Origin of the sequence: Paracoccus sp. IB05 (assembly GCF_016405985.1) — a bacterium.
Lineage (GTDB): Bacteria > Pseudomonadota > Alphaproteobacteria > Rhodobacterales > Rhodobacteraceae > Pseudogemmobacter.
Genome location: NZ_JAEFCF010000017.1, coordinates 25,809 through 41,829, shown reverse-complemented (window position 1 = coordinate 41,829; position 16,021 = coordinate 25,809). Strand labels below are relative to the sequence as shown.

General features: G+C 63.8%; 19 protein-coding genes. 12 read left to right on the top strand and 7 right to left on the bottom strand.

Annotated features, from left to right (window positions below; all coding sequences use genetic code 11):
• Nucleotides 1-102: 102 nt before the first annotated feature.
• Nucleotides 103-570, bottom strand: a complete 468-nt coding sequence (locus tag JC607_RS12625) for a type II toxin-antitoxin system RatA family toxin (protein WP_198837280.1) — start codon at nt 568-570, stop codon at nt 103-105.
• 275 nt (nt 571-845) lie between these two features.
• Between JC607_RS12625 and hpt the strand changes: the two genes are divergently transcribed.
• From hpt to JC607_RS12610, 3 genes are all read left to right on the top strand, one after another.
• Nucleotides 846-1,361, top strand: coding sequence for a hypoxanthine phosphoribosyltransferase (gene hpt, locus JC607_RS12620; RefSeq protein WP_198837319.1), 516 nt, complete (start codon nt 846-848; stop codon nt 1,359-1,361).
• 183 nt (nt 1,362-1,544) lie between these two features.
• Nucleotides 1,545-1,715, top strand: coding sequence for a hypothetical protein (locus JC607_RS12615; protein WP_171909509.1), 171 nt, complete (start codon nt 1,545-1,547; stop codon nt 1,713-1,715).
• Between the two features lie 111 nt (nt 1,716-1,826).
• Nucleotides 1,827-2,723 carry a cytochrome c gene (locus JC607_RS12610; RefSeq protein ID WP_370584800.1) on the top strand — a complete coding sequence of 299 codons (897 nt, stop codon included), beginning with the start codon at nt 1,827-1,829 and terminating at the stop codon, nt 2,721-2,723.
• Between the two features lie 26 nt (nt 2,724-2,749).
• Here JC607_RS12610 and lipA read toward each other — a convergent pair whose 3' ends face one another.
• Nucleotides 2,750-3,700, bottom strand: a complete 951-nt coding sequence (gene lipA / locus JC607_RS12605; protein ID WP_198837278.1) for a lipoyl synthase — start codon at nt 3,698-3,700, stop codon at nt 2,750-2,752.
• Between the two features lie 158 nt (nt 3,701-3,858).
• Between lipA and aqpZ the strand changes: the two genes are divergently transcribed.
• Nucleotides 3,859-4,554 (top strand): aquaporin Z, encoded by a 696-nt coding sequence (gene aqpZ, locus JC607_RS12600; RefSeq protein WP_198837277.1) that lies wholly within the window; start codon nt 3,859-3,861, stop codon nt 4,552-4,554.
• Nucleotides 4,555-4,644: 90 nt separating this feature from the next.
• Here aqpZ and JC607_RS12595 read toward each other — a convergent pair whose 3' ends face one another.
• Nucleotides 4,645-5,823, bottom strand: a complete 1,179-nt coding sequence (locus tag JC607_RS12595) for a DUF6456 domain-containing protein (protein ID WP_198837276.1) — start codon at nt 5,821-5,823, stop codon at nt 4,645-4,647.
• Nucleotides 5,824-6,023: 200 nt separating this feature from the next.
• On the opposite strand from JC607_RS12595, the gene JC607_RS12590 reads away from it, so the two are divergent.
• A complete protein-coding gene (locus JC607_RS12590) occupies nt 6,024-6,311 on the top strand; it encodes a DUF6477 family protein (RefSeq protein WP_198837275.1) in 288 nt (95 codons plus the stop codon).
• An 80-nt stretch (nt 6,312-6,391) separates the two neighbouring features.
• Nucleotides 6,392-6,814 (top strand): GFA family protein, encoded by a 423-nt coding sequence (locus JC607_RS12585; RefSeq protein ID WP_198837274.1) that lies wholly within the window; start codon nt 6,392-6,394, stop codon nt 6,812-6,814.
• A gap of 69 nt (nt 6,815-6,883) precedes the next feature.
• On the opposite strand, the gene JC607_RS12580 is transcribed toward JC607_RS12585, so the two are convergent.
• A complete protein-coding gene (locus JC607_RS12580; RefSeq protein ID WP_198837273.1) occupies nt 6,884-8,425 on the bottom strand; it encodes a trimethylamine methyltransferase family protein in 1,542 nt (513 codons plus the stop codon).
• A gap of 194 nt (nt 8,426-8,619) precedes the next feature.
• On the opposite strand from JC607_RS12580, the gene JC607_RS12575 reads away from it, so the two are divergent.
• The 4 genes from JC607_RS12575 (at nt 8,620) to JC607_RS12560 (ending at nt 12,197) form a co-directional block, all read left to right on the top strand.
• Complete coding sequence (locus JC607_RS12575) at nt 8,620-9,522, top strand: metal ABC transporter substrate-binding protein (RefSeq protein ID WP_198837272.1); 903 nt, start codon at nt 8,620-8,622, stop codon at nt 9,520-9,522.
• Nucleotides 9,523-9,603: 81 nt separating this feature from the next.
• A complete protein-coding gene (locus JC607_RS12570; RefSeq protein WP_198837271.1) occupies nt 9,604-10,500 on the top strand; it encodes a manganese/iron ABC transporter ATP-binding protein in 897 nt (298 codons plus the stop codon).
• Entirely contained in the window at nt 10,501-11,364 is an 864-nt protein-coding gene (locus JC607_RS12565) for a metal ABC transporter permease (RefSeq protein WP_198837270.1), read from the top strand.
• Entirely contained in the window at nt 11,361-12,197 is an 837-nt protein-coding gene (locus JC607_RS12560; protein ID WP_092897946.1) for a metal ABC transporter permease, read from the top strand. Before JC607_RS12565 ends, JC607_RS12560 begins: the two co-directional genes overlap by 4 nt.
• Nucleotides 12,198-12,266: 69 nt before the next feature.
• On the opposite strand, the gene JC607_RS12555 is transcribed toward JC607_RS12560, so the two are convergent.
• On the bottom strand, nt 12,267-12,512 hold the full coding sequence (locus JC607_RS12555) for a DUF2312 domain-containing protein (protein ID WP_198837269.1): 246 nt from the start codon (nt 12,510-12,512) through the stop codon (nt 12,267-12,269).
• A gap of 145 nt (nt 12,513-12,657) precedes the next feature.
• Between JC607_RS12555 and JC607_RS12550 the strand changes: the two genes are divergently transcribed.
• Nucleotides 12,658-12,873, top strand: coding sequence for a hypothetical protein (locus JC607_RS12550; protein WP_198837268.1), 216 nt, complete (start codon nt 12,658-12,660; stop codon nt 12,871-12,873).
• A gap of 39 nt (nt 12,874-12,912) precedes the next feature.
• Here JC607_RS12550 and JC607_RS12545 read toward each other — a convergent pair whose 3' ends face one another.
• Nucleotides 12,913-14,841, bottom strand: coding sequence for an enoyl-CoA hydratase/isomerase family protein (locus tag JC607_RS12545; RefSeq protein ID WP_198837267.1), 1,929 nt, complete (start codon nt 14,839-14,841; stop codon nt 12,913-12,915).
• 266 nt (nt 14,842-15,107) lie between these two features.
• Nucleotides 15,108-15,344 (bottom strand): hypothetical protein, encoded by a 237-nt coding sequence (locus JC607_RS12540; protein WP_198837266.1) that lies wholly within the window; start codon nt 15,342-15,344, stop codon nt 15,108-15,110.
• Between the two features lie 178 nt (nt 15,345-15,522).
• Here JC607_RS12540 and JC607_RS12535 point away from each other — a divergent pair, with 178 nt between their 5' ends.
• The gene (locus JC607_RS12535; protein ID WP_198837265.1) at nt 15,523-15,960 is read left to right on the top strand and encodes a TIGR01244 family sulfur transferase; all 438 of its coding nucleotides are present in this window, start codon (nt 15,523-15,525) and stop codon (nt 15,958-15,960) included.
• Nucleotides 15,961-16,021 lie beyond the last annotated feature (61 nt).

The window sequence follows — 16,021 nt, the reverse complement described above, 5'->3', positions numbered from 1 at the left end:
CTTAAATACTCCCGCCGGAGGCCCGCGCCCGAATACTCCCGCCGGAGGCCTGCGCCCGCAGGGGCGCGCATTTTTACACCTCCGCCCTTACAGACGCGTCCGCTACCCGCCTGCGCCGTAAAGCTCTGCCGCGCGCCGCTCGAACGCCCGCACGATCCTCTGCATCGCCTCGTTGAAAACCAGCCCGATCACGCCTTGCAGGATCGCATTGCGGAACTCGAAATCGACAAAGAACCCGACCTCCGAGCCTCCGTCCACCAGATCGCGAAACTCCCAGGTCGACCGCAGATAGCGGAACGGACCGTCGATATATTCTGTCAGGATCCGCTTTTCGCCGCCCAAAAGCGTGACCCGGCTGCCAAAGCGTTCGCGAAACACCTTAAACGAGATCACCAGATCGGCCTCGATCACGGTGTCGCCCTCGGCGCCGCCCTCGACCGGCCGGCGCGACTTGATCCGTGCCGCCGCATTCCAGGGCAGAAATTTCGGATAATTCTCCACATCGGCGACGAGATCGAACATCTCTTGTGCCGACCATGGCAATTTGCGGGTCTCTTGATGTCTGGGCATGTCTGATAATCTTGCGGATACTCCCCCATCTCACCGCACGACCGCCGGAATTCAACCCCATTGCGGGCCCATTGCGGGAGTTTCCGCTTTCCCCCACCCGCTTTCGGGGTGAAAAGAAATCATTCCGCCAGAACCGAGCGCCAGCCATGACCGATCCCACCAAAACCCAGCCTGCCACCAGACCTCCGGCATCCGAACCTCCGGCACTCGAGACCCCGGCACTCGAAACCCCGGCACTCGAAACCCCGGCGGGGCGGCCCTATGTCATCGACCAGATGATCAGCCCCAAAGCGATTGCTGCGCGGATCGAGACGCTGGCGCGCGAAATCACCGCCGCCTATCAGGGAACCGAGAAGCTGGTCGTCGTCGGTCTGTTGCGCGGCTCTTTCGTCTTCATTGCAGATCTGGTCCGCGAGCTGGATCTGCCGGTCGAGGTCGATTTTCTCGAGGCCTCTTCTTACGGCAATTCCACGCAAAGCTCGCGCGAGGTGCGGATCCTCAAGGATCTGCGCGGCGAGATCCAGGGCCGTGATGTGCTTGTGGTCGAGGATATCGTCGATACCGGCCACACGCTTACCCATGTGAAAAACCTGCTGATGTCACGGCTGCCGCGCCGGCTCGAGATCTGTGCGCTGCTTGACAAACCGTCGCGGCGCGAGGTGCCGATCCGCGCAACATGGACAGGATTTGAGATCGCCGATGAATTTGTTGTCGGCTATGGAATTGATTTTGCACAGAGAAACAGAAATCTTCCCTATATTGGAAAAGTCAGATTCACCGACGGTGCCTGAGCATTGCCCGCAGGTTCGCGGCAAGGTCACGGGTTCGGTCGACGGGCACACCGCCGGGCTACGTGACCTGAACGGTTTCGGTCGCGCCAGCCGCCGTACCGGTGGCTTTCCCCCGGCGCCTGAAGAGAATGGCGCCCTGATTATATCCCGGAAAAGGCCGAATACCGCGATGAGGGAGTGTCGATGAATATAACCGTCTGGCTGTTGCGCGCGAAACGCTGGGTGCAGAACCCGCCGCCGATGAAGCGGGTGCTGCTGGTGCTGGGCGTGATCGCCGCCTGTCTCGCCTTCGCGGCCTTTGAATGGATCTGGGGCTGGCCGGACTGGCTCCGGGTGAACCGGATGCGATTCTGAACGCCACAGGAAACCGCGCTGACAAACGGCGCTGACAAACCGGCCTGAGCGGTCCAGGATGGGGGAAAGCCAGCCCGGAAAGGCAAGCCGATGCCAAGAGCCCCCCATCCCCTGCGCCGCGCTGCATTGATCCTGGTGTCAGCCGCCGCGCTTGCAGCAGCCGCTCTGACCTGGGCCACATTGCCCGCCCCGCTTGCGGCGGATGCGATGGAGGGGCTCACCGGTGATGCCGAAGCCGGGCGGCTGGTCTTCCTCGCCACCGGCTGCGCCTCCTGCCATCTTGCGCCCGGGCAGGAGAACAGCGCCGATGACCGGCCGGTCCTTGCCGGAGGCCAGGCCTTCCCGTCACAATTCGGCACGTTCTATGCGCCAAATATCAGCCAGGACAAGCAGCATGGCATCGGCGCCTGGTCGGCGCTTGATCTTGCCAATGCCCTGACCAGGGGCGTCTCGCGTGGCGGCGAACATCTTTATCCGGCGCTGCCTTACGCCTCTTATACAAAGCTCACCCTGCAGGATGTGGCCGACCTTGACGCCTGGCTGAAAACCCTGCCCTCAGATCCCACACCCAGCCTCGCGCATGACCTGATCTTCCCCTTCAGCCAGCGCTGGCTGCTGGGCGGCTGGAAGCTCCTGTTCCTGCGCAAGGATTGGGTGGTGACCGGCGATCTGACGCCCGGGGAGGAACGCGGCCGCTATATTGGCGAGGCCATGGCGCATTGTGGCGAATGCCATACGCCGCGCAACCTTTTCGGGGCGATGGAGCGCTCGCGCTGGCTGGCGGGCGCGCCAAATCCTTCGGGGCGCGGACAGATCCCGAACATCACCCCCGCCGCCCTCGACTGGAGCGCGGCAGAGATCGCCGATTATCTGACCACCGGCTTCACCCCGGATTATGATTCCGTCGGCGGCCATATGGCGCATGTGGTCGAGAATTTCGCCCGTCTTCCCCCGGAAGAGGCGACAGCCGTCGCGGCCTGGCTGAAAAAGGTCGCGCCGGCTGAGTGAGCCGCCCGGGGCGGCCCGGGCCAGGCTCAGGCCTGGCCGAGTTTCTCCATCCGCGCCTGGCGCAGCTGAGCGAAATCATCGCCCGCATGATAGGAAGACCGCGTCAGCGGCGTGGCCGACACCATCAGGAAGCCCTTGTTCCAGGCCGATTTTTCATAGGCCCTGAAATCTTCCGGCGTAACAAACTCCGCCACGCGGTGATGTTTCGGGGTCGGTTGCAGATATTGGCCAACGGTCAGGAAATCGATATCGGCCGAGCGCATATCATCCATCACCTGCAAGACCTGGGGTCGGGTCTCGCCAAGGCCGACCATGATCCCCGATTTGGTAAACATCGCCGGATCAAGTTCCTTCACCCGCTGCAAGAGCCGCAACGAATGGAAATAGCGCGCGCCGGGACGGACCTCATGGTAAAGCGCCGGCACGGTTTCGAGATTGTGGTTGAAGACATCAGGCCGCGCTTCGACCACTTTCTCCAGCGCCGAGGGTGCGCATTTCAGGAAGTCGGGCGTCAGGATCTCGATCGTGGTGTCCGGCGAGCGGTGCCGCACGGCGCGGATGGTCTGGGCAAAATGCTCGGCGCCGCCATCTTCCAGATCGTCGCGGTCAACGCTGGTGATCACAACATGGTTCAGCCCGAGCTTCGAGACCGCATGCGCCACCCGCCCCGGCTCGAAAGCATCAAGATTTTGCGGCTTGCCGGTCGCCACATTGCAAAAGGTGCAGCCTCTGGTGCAGATCTCGCCCATGATCATCATGGTGGCGTGACCCTGGCTCCAGCATTCGCCGACATTGGGGCAGCCCGCTTCTTCGCAGACCGTCACCAGGCGGTTTTCCTTCATGATGTCGCGGGTCTTTTTATACCCTTCCGAATTCGGCGCCCGAACCCGGATCCAGGACGGCTTTTTCGGCTGCTCCTGATCGGGGCGATGCGCCTTTTCGGGGTGACGCTGATCGGGGATCTTCAGATCGCGCATGGGCTGACCTCTGGAATTTTTCCCCCTTTTCCGGGGGTCTTCCCAGACATAAGCTGAGAGAGGCTCCAAGGCAACGGATAGTGCGAGTACACGTCCCGGGAGCCGTCTGACCAGGATCCGCCGGGGAATTCCCCCCGGCCCTGTCACCAGGAGGGGCAATGTCTAAAAAGTTCAGCGCCGAAGTTATCGGCACATTCATCCTCGTTTTCTTTGGCTGTGGCGCGGCGGTGATCGCCGGCGCTGATGGCACAACCGGTGTGGGCCTGACCGGCATCTCGCTGGCCTTCGGCATCTCGATCGTCGCCGCCGCCTATGGCATCGGCGCGATCTCGGGCGCGCATCTCAATCCGGCGGTCAGCCTTGGCATATTGCTGGCGGGCAAGATGTCCCCCGGCGCGTTCATCACCTATGTGATCGCCCAGCTGGCCGGCGCCATCCTTGGCGCGGCGGTGCTTTACCTGATCATGACCGGTAAAACCGGCTTCACGCTTGGGGAATATGGGCTCGGCTCGAACGGCTATGGCGAGAATTATCTCGGCAAATACAACCTGACCTCGGCGCTGATCTTCGAGATCGTGGCGACCTTCCTCTTTGTCACGGTGATCCTTGGCGCGACCCATCCCGGCGCTTCGACGATCCTTGCAGGGCTTGCCATCGGCCTGACCCTGACCGGGATCCACCTTGTCGGCATCCAGGTCACCGGCGTCTCGGTGAACCCGGCCCGCTCCGTGGGCCCGGCACTTTTTGCCGGCGGCGCCGCGCTGAGCCAGCTCTGGGTGTTCATCCTGGCCCCTCTGGTGGGGGGTGCCCTGGCCGGTATCGTGCATGCGGCCGGCCTGACGCGCGCGGACTGATCTGCGCGGACTGATCTGCAACCGCGCGCCCCGAAAAGGGCGCGCCTCTTTATCCCATTCCGGCGCTCTGGCGGGTCGGGCCCCAGAGCCTCACCCGATCAGTGGGCCCGACCGGCCATAGGTCTCATCATAATGCCGGCGGAGCCGGAGCAGCGCGATCCGAAGCACGATTTTCCCCGACCGCGCCGCCCAGCCCATACGGCGCTCGGCACTTTCCACCCCTTCGAGAAAACAACAGACCCTGAGGGCAATATCGCCAAGCCCCGGCCCAAGATCGCGCAGGGCGAGCGCCACCCGGTCCCGCGCCCGGCCCGGCCCCTCGGCTAGTCCGCTGTCACCGCGAAAGCCGCCCCGGTCGCCGCAGGTCAGGAAATTCTCCCAGTTCTGCGCCACACGCGGCCCCATCTGTGCAAGCTCAAAATCCTCGCGCAGCCGCTCGGCCGCCGCCACCAGATCCGAGGTCAGGAACAGCTCGCCATTCTTCTCGCGCCGCCGCCCCAGCACCGCAACCGGGCTTTCCGCGATGTTAAACCGCATCCGGCGCGGGCCTTCCGGGGTCTGCACCTCACGCTCGGCAAAGTCGCGATGCTGATCGGCGAAAGGCGTCGCCGCCTCGGCCAGACCCGGCTGCATCTCCTCGTCACCCATCAGCCGGCGCAGCGCCGCCCGCCCCGCCTGGGTGATGCCATAGGTCGAGATCCGCCCGCTTTTGCGGCACGAGATCCAGTCCTTGAGGCAAAAGGCCTGGGCGACCGCGCGCTCCAGCACCGCCGTCCTGACCGCGCGCCCATCGGGAAACTCGCGCAGCACCGCCGCCTTGTCCATATCGCCGGCAAAGGCCAGCACCGCGCCCGGCTCGGCCAGGCGGCGCAGGATGCGGCGCGCCTCGCGGTCGAGTTCGCTTTCATCGGGAAGGGCGGCGCTCCTCACCGGGACGGCTTTGGCGCGGCGGGTGACCTCTTGCGGAATATGGGCTGGCATCGCGGGGATTACCTTCTGGCGGACCGGATTGGGGGAAAGCCGCGCCGACCGGCTGAGCTGGCTGAGAGCCGCATCCATCAGCGGATCGTCGCGACGGCACTCATACCGGCGCACCTGACGCATCACGGTCGAGGCATGCACCCCCCGTTCGCGCGCCAGCGCCCTGAGTGAGATCCCCTCTTCGGTGTGACCGAGATAGAGCCTGACCTGATCCGGAATCCAGGCCGGCAGAGAGCCCGGCAACCGGGACGCGCGGGCTGGGCTTTCAAAAGCTCTGATCTGTTCCATTTTCAGGTCTGAACATCCGGCTGGTGCGAAATGCAGTTTAGGGAATCGTGGTTACTCAGATGTTAACTGGTTACGATTTGTCGATAATGGTAACCAAATGCTAAACAGCCCCTTCCCGGGCGCGCGCCGGTTTTCACGCCTGCGCAACGGTGGGATTTTCCAGGACAGACTGCCCTTCTCACCCGCAGAAGGAGCCATGAATGTCTGATTTCCGCACCAACCTCTCTGAAATCCGCCGCCCCGGAATCCTGATGCGCGCTGTCCGGTTTGCCCTGGCCGATTACCACCGGCCAACTGCGCTGAAGCGCTTTGCCCCGGAAGAAAACCGCCCCGAGCGCATTGTCTCGAAGCTGTTCGAGACCGAGGCGCGGATCGAGGAAATCCGTCAGAGCGGCGCGTCCACCTATTCGATCTGCGACCATATCGAGGTGCTCGCAGCTCTCGTGGCCGAGTGCCGGCTTTTGCAACCGCGGACAGCCGCCGGCTGAAATCCGCCCCCTGACCTTCCCGGCGGTCTTGTGGCCGTTACTGCCGGGACATAGCCTCTCACCACTTCAGGGAGGGGCCAATGAGCCAGAATACAGAGGATCTCAGCGCAGCCTGTCATTGCGGCACTGTCCGCTTCCGGCTGCGTCTGACCGGCGGCTTCGCCTCGATCCGCCGCTGCACCTGTTCTTATTGCAGGATGCGCGGCGCGATTGCAGTCTCGGCCGGGCTGCAGGATATCGGGTTCGAAGCCGGCGAAGACAATCTCACACTCTACCAGTTCAACACCGGCACCGCGAAACACTATTTCTGCAAAACCTGCGGCATCTATACCCATCATCAGCGCCGCTCGAATACCGATCAGTACGGCGTCAATGTCGCCTGTATCGAAGGGGTCAGCCCGTTTGATTTCCGCGAAGTCCCGGTGTCGGATGGCATCCGCCACCCCAGCGACAACGGGGGCAAAGCGCGCCTTGCGGGCATCCTGCGTTTTGACCCTGACTGAGCCGTTCCAACAGAAAAAAGCCCCGCTCTGTTGCCAGGGCGGGGCCAATTGTTTCGAATCGGGAAACTGTTACATGAAGGCGTCGGGCATCTCGGCCTTGCGTTTCGCGACATAGTCATCCAGCGCCTCGCGCTTTGCCACATCGAGCTCCGGCGCCACATAATCCGCCAGCATCTTCCTGACCTTCAGCGCGGCCAGTTGCGATGTATCGCGGGCGCCCTCTTCCTCCCAGGTCTCGAACGGCTTGTAATCCAGCACATCCGAGCGCCAGAACGCGGTCTTGAAATTGGCCTGGGTATGGGCGCAGCCAAGGTAATGGCCGCCCGGACCGACCTCACGGATCGCATCCAGCGCCTGGGCGTTTTCGTCCACCGCAACGCCCTTGGCGATGCCGTGCAAGGCGCCCAGCTGGTCGGCATCCATCACGAATTTCTCGTAAGACGAGACCAGCCCGCCCTCCAGCCAGCCGCAGGCATGGAGCATGAAGTTCACGCCCGCCAGCAGCCCCATATTCAGGCTGTTCGCGGTCTCATAGGCTGCCTGCGCATCCGGGAGTTTCGAGCCGCAGAACGACCCGGCCGACCGGTAAGGCAGCCCCAGACGGCGGACCAGCTGACCGGCCCCATAGGTGATATGCGCGGCCTCGGGCGTGCCAAAGGTCGGCGCGCCGGAATTCATGTCAATCGAGGTGACAAACGCCCCCGCAATCACCGGCGAGCCTGCGCGCACCAGCTGGCTATAGGCCACACCGGCGAGGATCTCGGCCAGCACCTGGGTCAGCGTGCCCGCCACCGTCACCGGCGCCATCGCGCCACCGACGATGAAGGGCGACACGATCGAGGCCTGGTTATTGGCCGCATAGACCTCAAGCGCGCCCATCATGATCCCGTCAAAGGTCATCGGCGAGTTGATGTTGATCAGCGAGGTCATCACCGTGTTCTGGTCGACGAAATCGTCGCCGAACAGGATCTTCGACATATCGACCGAATCCTGCGCCCGCGACGGCTCGGTAACAGAGCCCATATAGGGTTTGTCAGAAAGCGTCATATGCGCGTGCAGCATATCGAAATGGCGCTTGTTCACCGGGATGTCGGTCGGCTCGCAAACCGTGCCGCCGGAATGGTGCAGCCATTTCGACATATAGCCCAGCTTCACGAAATTCTGGAAATCCGCGATGGTCGCGTAACGGCGACCGCCGTCCAGATCACGCACGAAGGGCGGGCCGTAAACCGGTGCCAGAACCAGATTCCTGCCGCCGATCTCGACATTGCGCTCGGGATTGCGGGCGTGCTGGGTGAACGTCGCAGGCGCGGTCGAACAAAGCTTGCGCGCAAGGCCGCGCGGGATATGCACCCGCTCACCGCGCACATCTGCGCCGGCCTCGCGCCAGCGCACCAGCGCTGCAGGATTTTCCACGAAATTGACGCCGATCTCTTCGAGGATCGTCTCGGCATTATATTCGATGATCTGAAGCGCCTCTTCATTCAGCACTTCGAAATTCGGGATGTTGCGGCTGATGAATTTCGCCGTCTCGAAGCTGACAGCCGTGCGTTCCGCGCGCCGCGCCGCACCGCCACCCCGCGCCCGACGACCCTCGATCACTTCCGACATCTTATCCTCCTGAACGGCTCTGAATCGGAAATACTCCTGCCGGGGCCTTCACCGCTTCGGGTTTGCGGCGCTTTTGTGCCGTTTGCGACATTCGCAACGCCCGACAGCGACAGCAGCCGCGATCCCTCGCAAATCAATGGTTGACAGTTGAGAATGATTTGCATTTACATCTGCACATGCCGAGAGGAGAGATAATGCAAGCCTGGCTGAAAACCCCGACCACCGCCCTCGCCGCCCTTCTGTTGACCACCGGCCTGGCCTTTGCCGGAGAGAAGCTGAAAGTCGTCACCACCTTCACCGTGATCGCCGATATGGCGCAGCATGTGGCGGGGGATGCCGCCGAGGTGGTCTCGGTCACCCGCCCCGGCGCCGAGATCCATGGCTACGAGCCGACCCCGCAGGACCTGGTCCGCGCGATGGATGCCGATCTGATCCTGTGGAACGGGCTGAACCTGGAACTCTGGTTCGCGGGCTTTCTGGAAAACCTCGGCGACCTGCCTTCGGCCACGCTGACCGATGGGATCGACCCGATTGCGGTCTCATCGGGATCCTATCAGGGCAAAGCCAATCCGCATGCCTGGATGGGGCTGGATAATGCTCTGATCTATATCGATAATATCGAGAAAGCCCTGACAGAACACGACCCCGAAAATGCCGCGACCTATGCCGCCAATGCCACGGCCTATAAGGCAGAAATGAAGGCCGCGATCGAGCCGCTGCGTGCCCGCATTGCCGCCATTCCCGAAGACAAGCGCTGGCTGGTGACCTGCGAAGGCGCGTTTTCCTACCTCGCCCGCGATTTCGGCATGAAAGAGCTCTATCTCTGGCCGATGAATGCCGATCAGATGGGCACGCCGCAGCAGGTCCGCGCTGTGGTGGATGGGGTGAAAGAGCACCATATCCCGGTCGTCTTCTGTGAAAGCACGGTCAATACCGCCCCCGCCGAGCAGGTCGCGCGCGAGACCGGCGCCGCTTATGGCGGCGTGCTTTACGTCGACAGTCTTTCGACCGCAGATGGCCCGGTCCCGACCTATCTCGACCTGCTGAAAGTCACGGCAGAGACCATCGCCATCGGGCTTGAGAGCCCCGCCAACTGAGACCCATTCTCAAAAACGCTTCTCTGCCGCGGTTTCCCATGGCAGAGTTCCCCAAACCCAGCCGAGAAGGCCCGTCAGATCATGTCGCAGACCCCAGACCCCCGGATCGAGGCCACAGCAGCCGATGATCCGGGCGGCGGCATCACCGCGCAGGATGTGACGGTCACCTATCGCAACGGCCATACCGCGCTGCGCCAGGCCTCGTTCCAGATCCCGCGCGGCACCGTTACCGCACTTGTGGGCGTGAACGGCGCCGGAAAATCCACGCTTTTCAAGGCGATCATGGGATTTGTGCCGGTTGCGAAAGGTCAGATCAGCCTGCTTGGCCGATCAGTTCGCGAGGCACTGAAACAGAACCTCGTGGCTTACGTTCCGCAATCCGAAGAGGTCGACTGGTCCTTCCCCGTCCTTGTCGAGGATGTGGTGATGATGGGGCGCTACGGCCATATGGGGTTCCTGCGCATCCCTTCTGCGGCGGATCGCGCAGCGGTCGACCAGGCGCTGGCGCGGGTCAATATGCTCGATTACCGCCACCGCCAGATCGGAGAGCTGTCAGGTGGCCAGAAGAAACGCGTCTTTCTGGCCCGTGCTCTGGCGCAGGACGGCCAGGTGATCTTGCTCGACGAGCCTTTTACCGGCGTTGACGTCAAGACCGAGGAACAGATCATCACCCTTCTGCGCGAGCTGCGCGATGAAGGCCGCGTCATGCTGGTCTCGACCCATAACCTCGGCTCGGTGCCGGAGTTTTGCGACCGCGTCGTGCTGGTCCGGGGCACGGTTCTGGCCTACGGCCTGACCGCCGAGACCTTCACCCATGACAATCTCGAAGAGGCGTTTGGCGGCGTGTTGCGGCGCTTCACCCTTTCGGGCGATCAGCTGCATGACGATGACGACCCGCGCCATGTCTCGATCCTGACCGATGACGAACGGCCGCTGGTGCAATATGGCCATGAGACCCGCACGCGGGAGGGTCACTGAATGGAGATCCTCTGGGAGCCGTTCACCTATTCCTACATGCTTAATGCGATGTGGGTCTCGGCGCTTGTCGGCGGCGTCTGCGCCTTTCTCTCGGCCTATCTCATGCTGAAAGGCTGGTCGCTGATCGGCGATGCGCTTTCGCATTCGGTCGTGCCCGGGGTCGCTGGTGCCTATATGCTGGGCCTGCCCTTCGCACTTGGCGCCTTTCTCTCGGGCGGGCTGGCGGCCCTCGCCATGCTGTTTCTGTCAGACCGGAGCGGGCTGAAATCGGATGTGGTGATCGGGCTGATCTTCACCGCGTTTTTCGGACTGGGCCTGTTCATGGTGTCCCTGAACCCGATGGCGGTCTCGATCCAGACGATCACAATGGGCAATATCCTCGCCATCACGCCCGAAGACACGCTGCAACTGGCGGTGATTGGCTTTGTGACCCTGGCGGTCTTGCTGGTGAAATGGAAAGACCTGATGGTGGTGTTCTTTGACGAGAACCATGCGCGCTCGGTCGGGCTGCATCCGGGGCTTCTGAAAGGCGTTTTTTTCACATTGCTGTCGGCCTCGGTTGTGGCGGCGATGCAGACCGTCGGCGCCTTTCTGGTGATCGCGCTGGTCGTGACACCCGGAGCCACCGCCTGGCTGATCTGTGACCGCTTTGGCCGGCTGATCGTGCTGTCAGTTGTCATCGGCACCGTGACCAGCTTTGCCGGTGCCTATGTCAGCTATTTCCTCGATGGTGCGACCGGAGGGGTGATCGTCTGCCTGCAAACCGCGATCTTCCTCCTCGTCTTCATCTTCGCCCCGAAACACGGGCTTTTGGCCGCGAAACGCCGCGCCGCTGCTGCCCTGCATGCGGAGGACGCGATATGATCGAGACGTTTCTTTTGCCGTTCCAGTTTCCTTTCATGCAAAAGGCGTTCCTGATTTCGGCCATGATTTCAGTGCCCTGCGCACTTTTGTCCTGCTTTCTTGTTCTGAAAGGCTGGGCTTTGATGGGGGATGCGGTCAGCCATGCCGTGCTGCCGGGGATTGTGCTGGCCTATATCTGGGGCTTTCCGCTGATCATCGGCGCCTTTGCCGCCGGCATGTTCACCTCGGTCGCGACCGGCTGGCTGTCGGAAAACAGCCGCATCAAGCCTGACACCATCATGGGGGTGGTGTTTTCCGGGATGTTTGCCGCCGGGATCGTGCTTTACACCTCGATCGAAAGCGACGCGCATCTCGACCATATCCTGTTCGGGAATATGCTGAGGGTCAGTGTCCAGGATCTCTGGACCGCCGGACTGATCGCCGGGTTCGTGACGCTGGCGCTGGTGGTAAGCTGGAAAGACCTGATGCTGCAGGCCTTCGATCCGGCTCAGGCGCGGGCCTCGGGGCTCAGGGTCGGGATGCTGCATTACGGGCTGCTTGCAGTTCTGTCGCTGACCATCGTCGCGACGCTGTCGGCAACCGGGCTGATCCTGGCGGTGGGCCTTCTGATCGCGCCCGGCGCTATCGCCTTCCTGCTGGTGCGCCGCTTCGGCCAGATGCTGGTCGTGGCCTGCATCGCCTGCTTTACCGCGATGATGACCGGGATCTGGGCGAGCTTCTGGCTTGATGCCTCGCCCGCCGCCACCATCATCCTGGTTCTGACCGCGATGTTCCTCGCCGCCTTCTTCCGGCGCAGCCTGCAAATCCGCGCTCAAAGCCGCGCCGCGATCTGAAACCAAAGCCGCATTGCGATATGAAATCGGGGGCCAATGGCCCCCGTTTCTCTGTCCGGCATCCCCTGCTCAGGTCATCCCGAGCGCGGTCATATAGACTTCGAGGATCGCATCCGCTTCCTGGCGCTCATCGGCATCCTGCTTGCGCAGAGACACGATCTTGCGGAGCGCCTTGGTGTCAAAGCCCCGGCCTTTGGCCTCGGCATAGACCTCTTTCAGCTGCTCGGCGATATCCTTCTTCTCGGCTTCGTACTGTTCGATCCGCTCGATCAGCTGACGCAGCTCATCGGCGGTCACATTGAAGGCGTCATTCATTCCTGCTCTCCGCTTTATGCTTTGCCCGACAGATACCCTGCCAGGGCCGCAGATTTCAAGCGCTGCCGCCCGCTCTTGTGACCCCTCTTGCGCGAAAGCCCGCCAGCGTTTAGCCAGCATCCCGCAGCACATGGCGGAGCTTTCAATGCCCTATCTGATCTGGCCCGGCGCCTTCCTGTCGCTTCTTGGCGTCTTCGGCCTGCTCTGGTGCATCCTGCGCGGGCTGAAAATCCGCCGCTCGGGCGTCACGGATGATCAGATGCGCAGCGAGCTGCAAAAGCTTTTCGCGGTGAATTTCGGCGCACTTGGCCTTTCGGTGCTGGGCCTCGCGATGGTGATCATGGGCATTTCGCTGGGCTGAGCCCCGGAACGGGGCACAGGCTTACGCCGGGGCGCAGACTTACGCCGCCGACCGCCCCTTCGAGACCAGCCGGTCAAGGGACGGATGCGGCGTCCAGACCGGATCATCCTCCTGCCAGCGGCGCAGATCGCTGCGCAGCACCATAGCGCCCCGCTCGCCCGCCAGATGCATCGGCCCCCCGCGCCAGCGCGGGAAGGCATGCCCCTGCACCATCAGAAAATCCACCGCAGCCGGCCCTGATACCGCCCCATCCGCAATCTGGCGGTAGCCCTCATTCGCCAGTGCCGCCAGCCAGCGCCGGATCACCTCTTCGGCGGCCATACCGCGCATTGTGACCTCAGATCCCGGCTCCGGCAGATCGGGCATCGCCTGGCCAAAGCCTTCCAGCGCCGTCGCAATCAGCCGGCGCGGCACGCCCATCGCCAGCATCCGCGACAAAGCCGCCTGACCGCTTGCCGCGACACGGCGCCCGACCTGCGGCAGGGTGCCGCTGAGCACCGGCTGCAGGCCAAAACTGCGCATCAGCCGCCAGAGCCCGCCCATCGCCACCGGCCCCGCCACGCCACCGGTGCTGATCTCGCAGACCCGCCCGGACGGCGCGATGGTCAGGCCGGCGCGTCCGCCCCCCCCGCCAATCCCCAGATGCAGCGCCGCAGGATATTGCCGGGCCAGGCCATCCGCCACAGCCCCGGGCCGTGCATGGACCACCAGCCCCGCCTGGGCCAGCGCGCCAGCCGGCTGCCCGGTCTCAAAACGCAGGAAATCGGCGTCGCGCTGCGCCTGGCTCAGCCGGCCCGAACGCGTCTCGGCCTCCAGCCGCTCGCGCACCCAGGCCGCGATCCGCTCCAGCGAGGCCGCGTCCCCGCCGCCGTCAGGCCCGGTCCAGATCACCCGGAGGCCCCGGCCAAGCGCCAAGAGCGCCAGCGCCGCCAGTTGCGGGCCAGCCCCGGTCAGCCCAAGCGTGCGGATCTCCTCGCCACCGCCGCCTGCCACGCCCGGCGGCAAAATATGCGCCGCACGTTCGGCCCGCGCGGCGGCGATCAGCCCCCGGCTTTCCCCGGTGGCCAGCAGGTCATCGAAGACAACCGCCTCCAGCGCGAAGCCGTTTTCCGGCGGCAGATAAAGTGCGGCCTCAATGCAGTCGATGATCCGCGCCGGAGCCGGCATCGGGTTGCGCGCCAGATCGCGCCGCGCCCGGGCGATGGCGGCGGCAAAGGCAGAGCTGTCGCGGATCCCGTCCTCGCGGGCAATCACCGGCGCCGGGGCCGGCATCTGCGCTGCAAGCGCAATCGCCGCCGGGACGGGGTCGCCCTCGGTCACATGATCGGCGAGGCCGATGGCGAGCGCCTGGTCGGCATCGAGCGGTATCGCATTCAAAAGCAGCGAGATCGCCTCATCCGGCCCGGTCAGCCGTGGCAGACGCTGGCTGCTGCCGGCCATGGGCGAAAGGCCGAGCCCGGCCTCGGGAAACTGGATCCGCGCACTGATCGCCATGATCCGCGCGTGACAGGCGAGTGCCAGCTCTGCCCCCGGCCCGGCGGCACGGCCGGAAATCGCCGCCACCACCGGCGCAGGATAAAGGTCGATCTGCCGGCAAATCTGGGCCAGCGAGGGGTTGCCCTCGAGGAGCGCGGCACCGGTCTCGACAAGGGTCGCCGAAGGAAAGGCGCCTGCGGCACCGGCGATCACCACCGGGCGGGCGCCGCCGGCCCGTGTCTCGCCTGCACTGCATTCCACCGCAAGCGCTGCCGCAAGTGCAGCCCTCACCTCCCGGGTCAGGCCATCGAGGGGCGGATGGCCGATCTCCAGCAGAAGAACGCGCCCGTCGGGCCCGACAAGGCTTTGCTGCACCGGCCCCGCCGCAGCTGTGCCCGCAACAGCATTATCCGGCGCCGCCGTTTCATGCGCGTCAGCTGCATTTCTGGCCGAACCGCCGCCCGCAGTCCCGCTCCCCTCAACCCGAGTCATGCCCCCGCCTTCACCCGTCAATCTATGGGATGCAAGTTAACAGGACATTCCGGTTGCTTGACAAGAGCTTACACCGCTTCTCCGGCAACCTCCCCCCAGAGGAGGCCCCTGCTTACCAGCACTCAGGCCTCCACACCTCTTCCACAACCAGGCCCAGGACATCCTGGCAGATCGCGTCCCGAACCCATCGCAATTCTGTCGGGCGCAACAAAGATCTGCCCTTGCGAGAGGCCCATAAGGAACAGCCATTGCCGGGCCGGCGAATGTCACACCGGCATATTGTCGAAGCTTTGTTCGATTTCCTCTTCTTCGCGCAGGCGCCGCGCCTCGCGTTGCAGCTGGCTTTCGCGCCCGCCGCTGTCGGGCAAGACCGGAAAGCGATGCGCCAGGGCCTGAAGCTCTGAAAGTGTCGCGTTCAGCTCCTGCAAAGCGCCGTCTTCTGCAAGCCTGACCGCCTCCCGCGTCAGATGCTGCAATTGTGAAAATCGGTTGTAAATTTCCATGGCCGTTCCTCCTCCGGCTGCCGGTACGTCCGGTGTGATTTTACTCAGATTCCGTTTCCAGACTATGATCCAGATCAGGATCACGCCGCTTTTCGCCTGCTGCTGCCCCCCGCATCGGGGCTTTTCCCCCGCCGTTCCGCAGAGTAGGCTGCGGCAGAATTTCCGAAAGGACGTCAAGATGGAAATCCGCCCGCTCAGTGACACCTATGCCGTTTCGCCCCAGATCGCCCTTGAGGATCTTGAGGCGATCAGGGCCGCAGGCTATCGCGCGGTGATCGACAACCGCCCCGATGCCGAGATCCCCGACGAGCTTCATACCGGGGAAATGCGGGCGCAGGCCGAAGCGCTTGGCCTTGTCTTCTTTGCCAATCCGGTGATCGGCGGCGCGCTGACGATGCAGAATGTCACGGCCCAGGCCGAGGCCATTGCCACAGCGCCAGGCCCGGTCCTGGCCTATTGCGCCAGCGGCAACCGATCCTCGATCGTCTGGGCCCTGTCCCAGGCCGGAACGCGCCCCGCGAGCGAGCTGATCGCCGCCGCAGCGCAGCATGGCTACCAGCTCGCCCATCTCGCCCCGCAGATCGAGGCGCTTGCCGCGCAAAAAGCCGCTGGCTGAGATACCGGAGCCGGGGGGCTGCGGGGATCGCGCAGCCCTTCCCCTCCCGAGCCGGACCAGC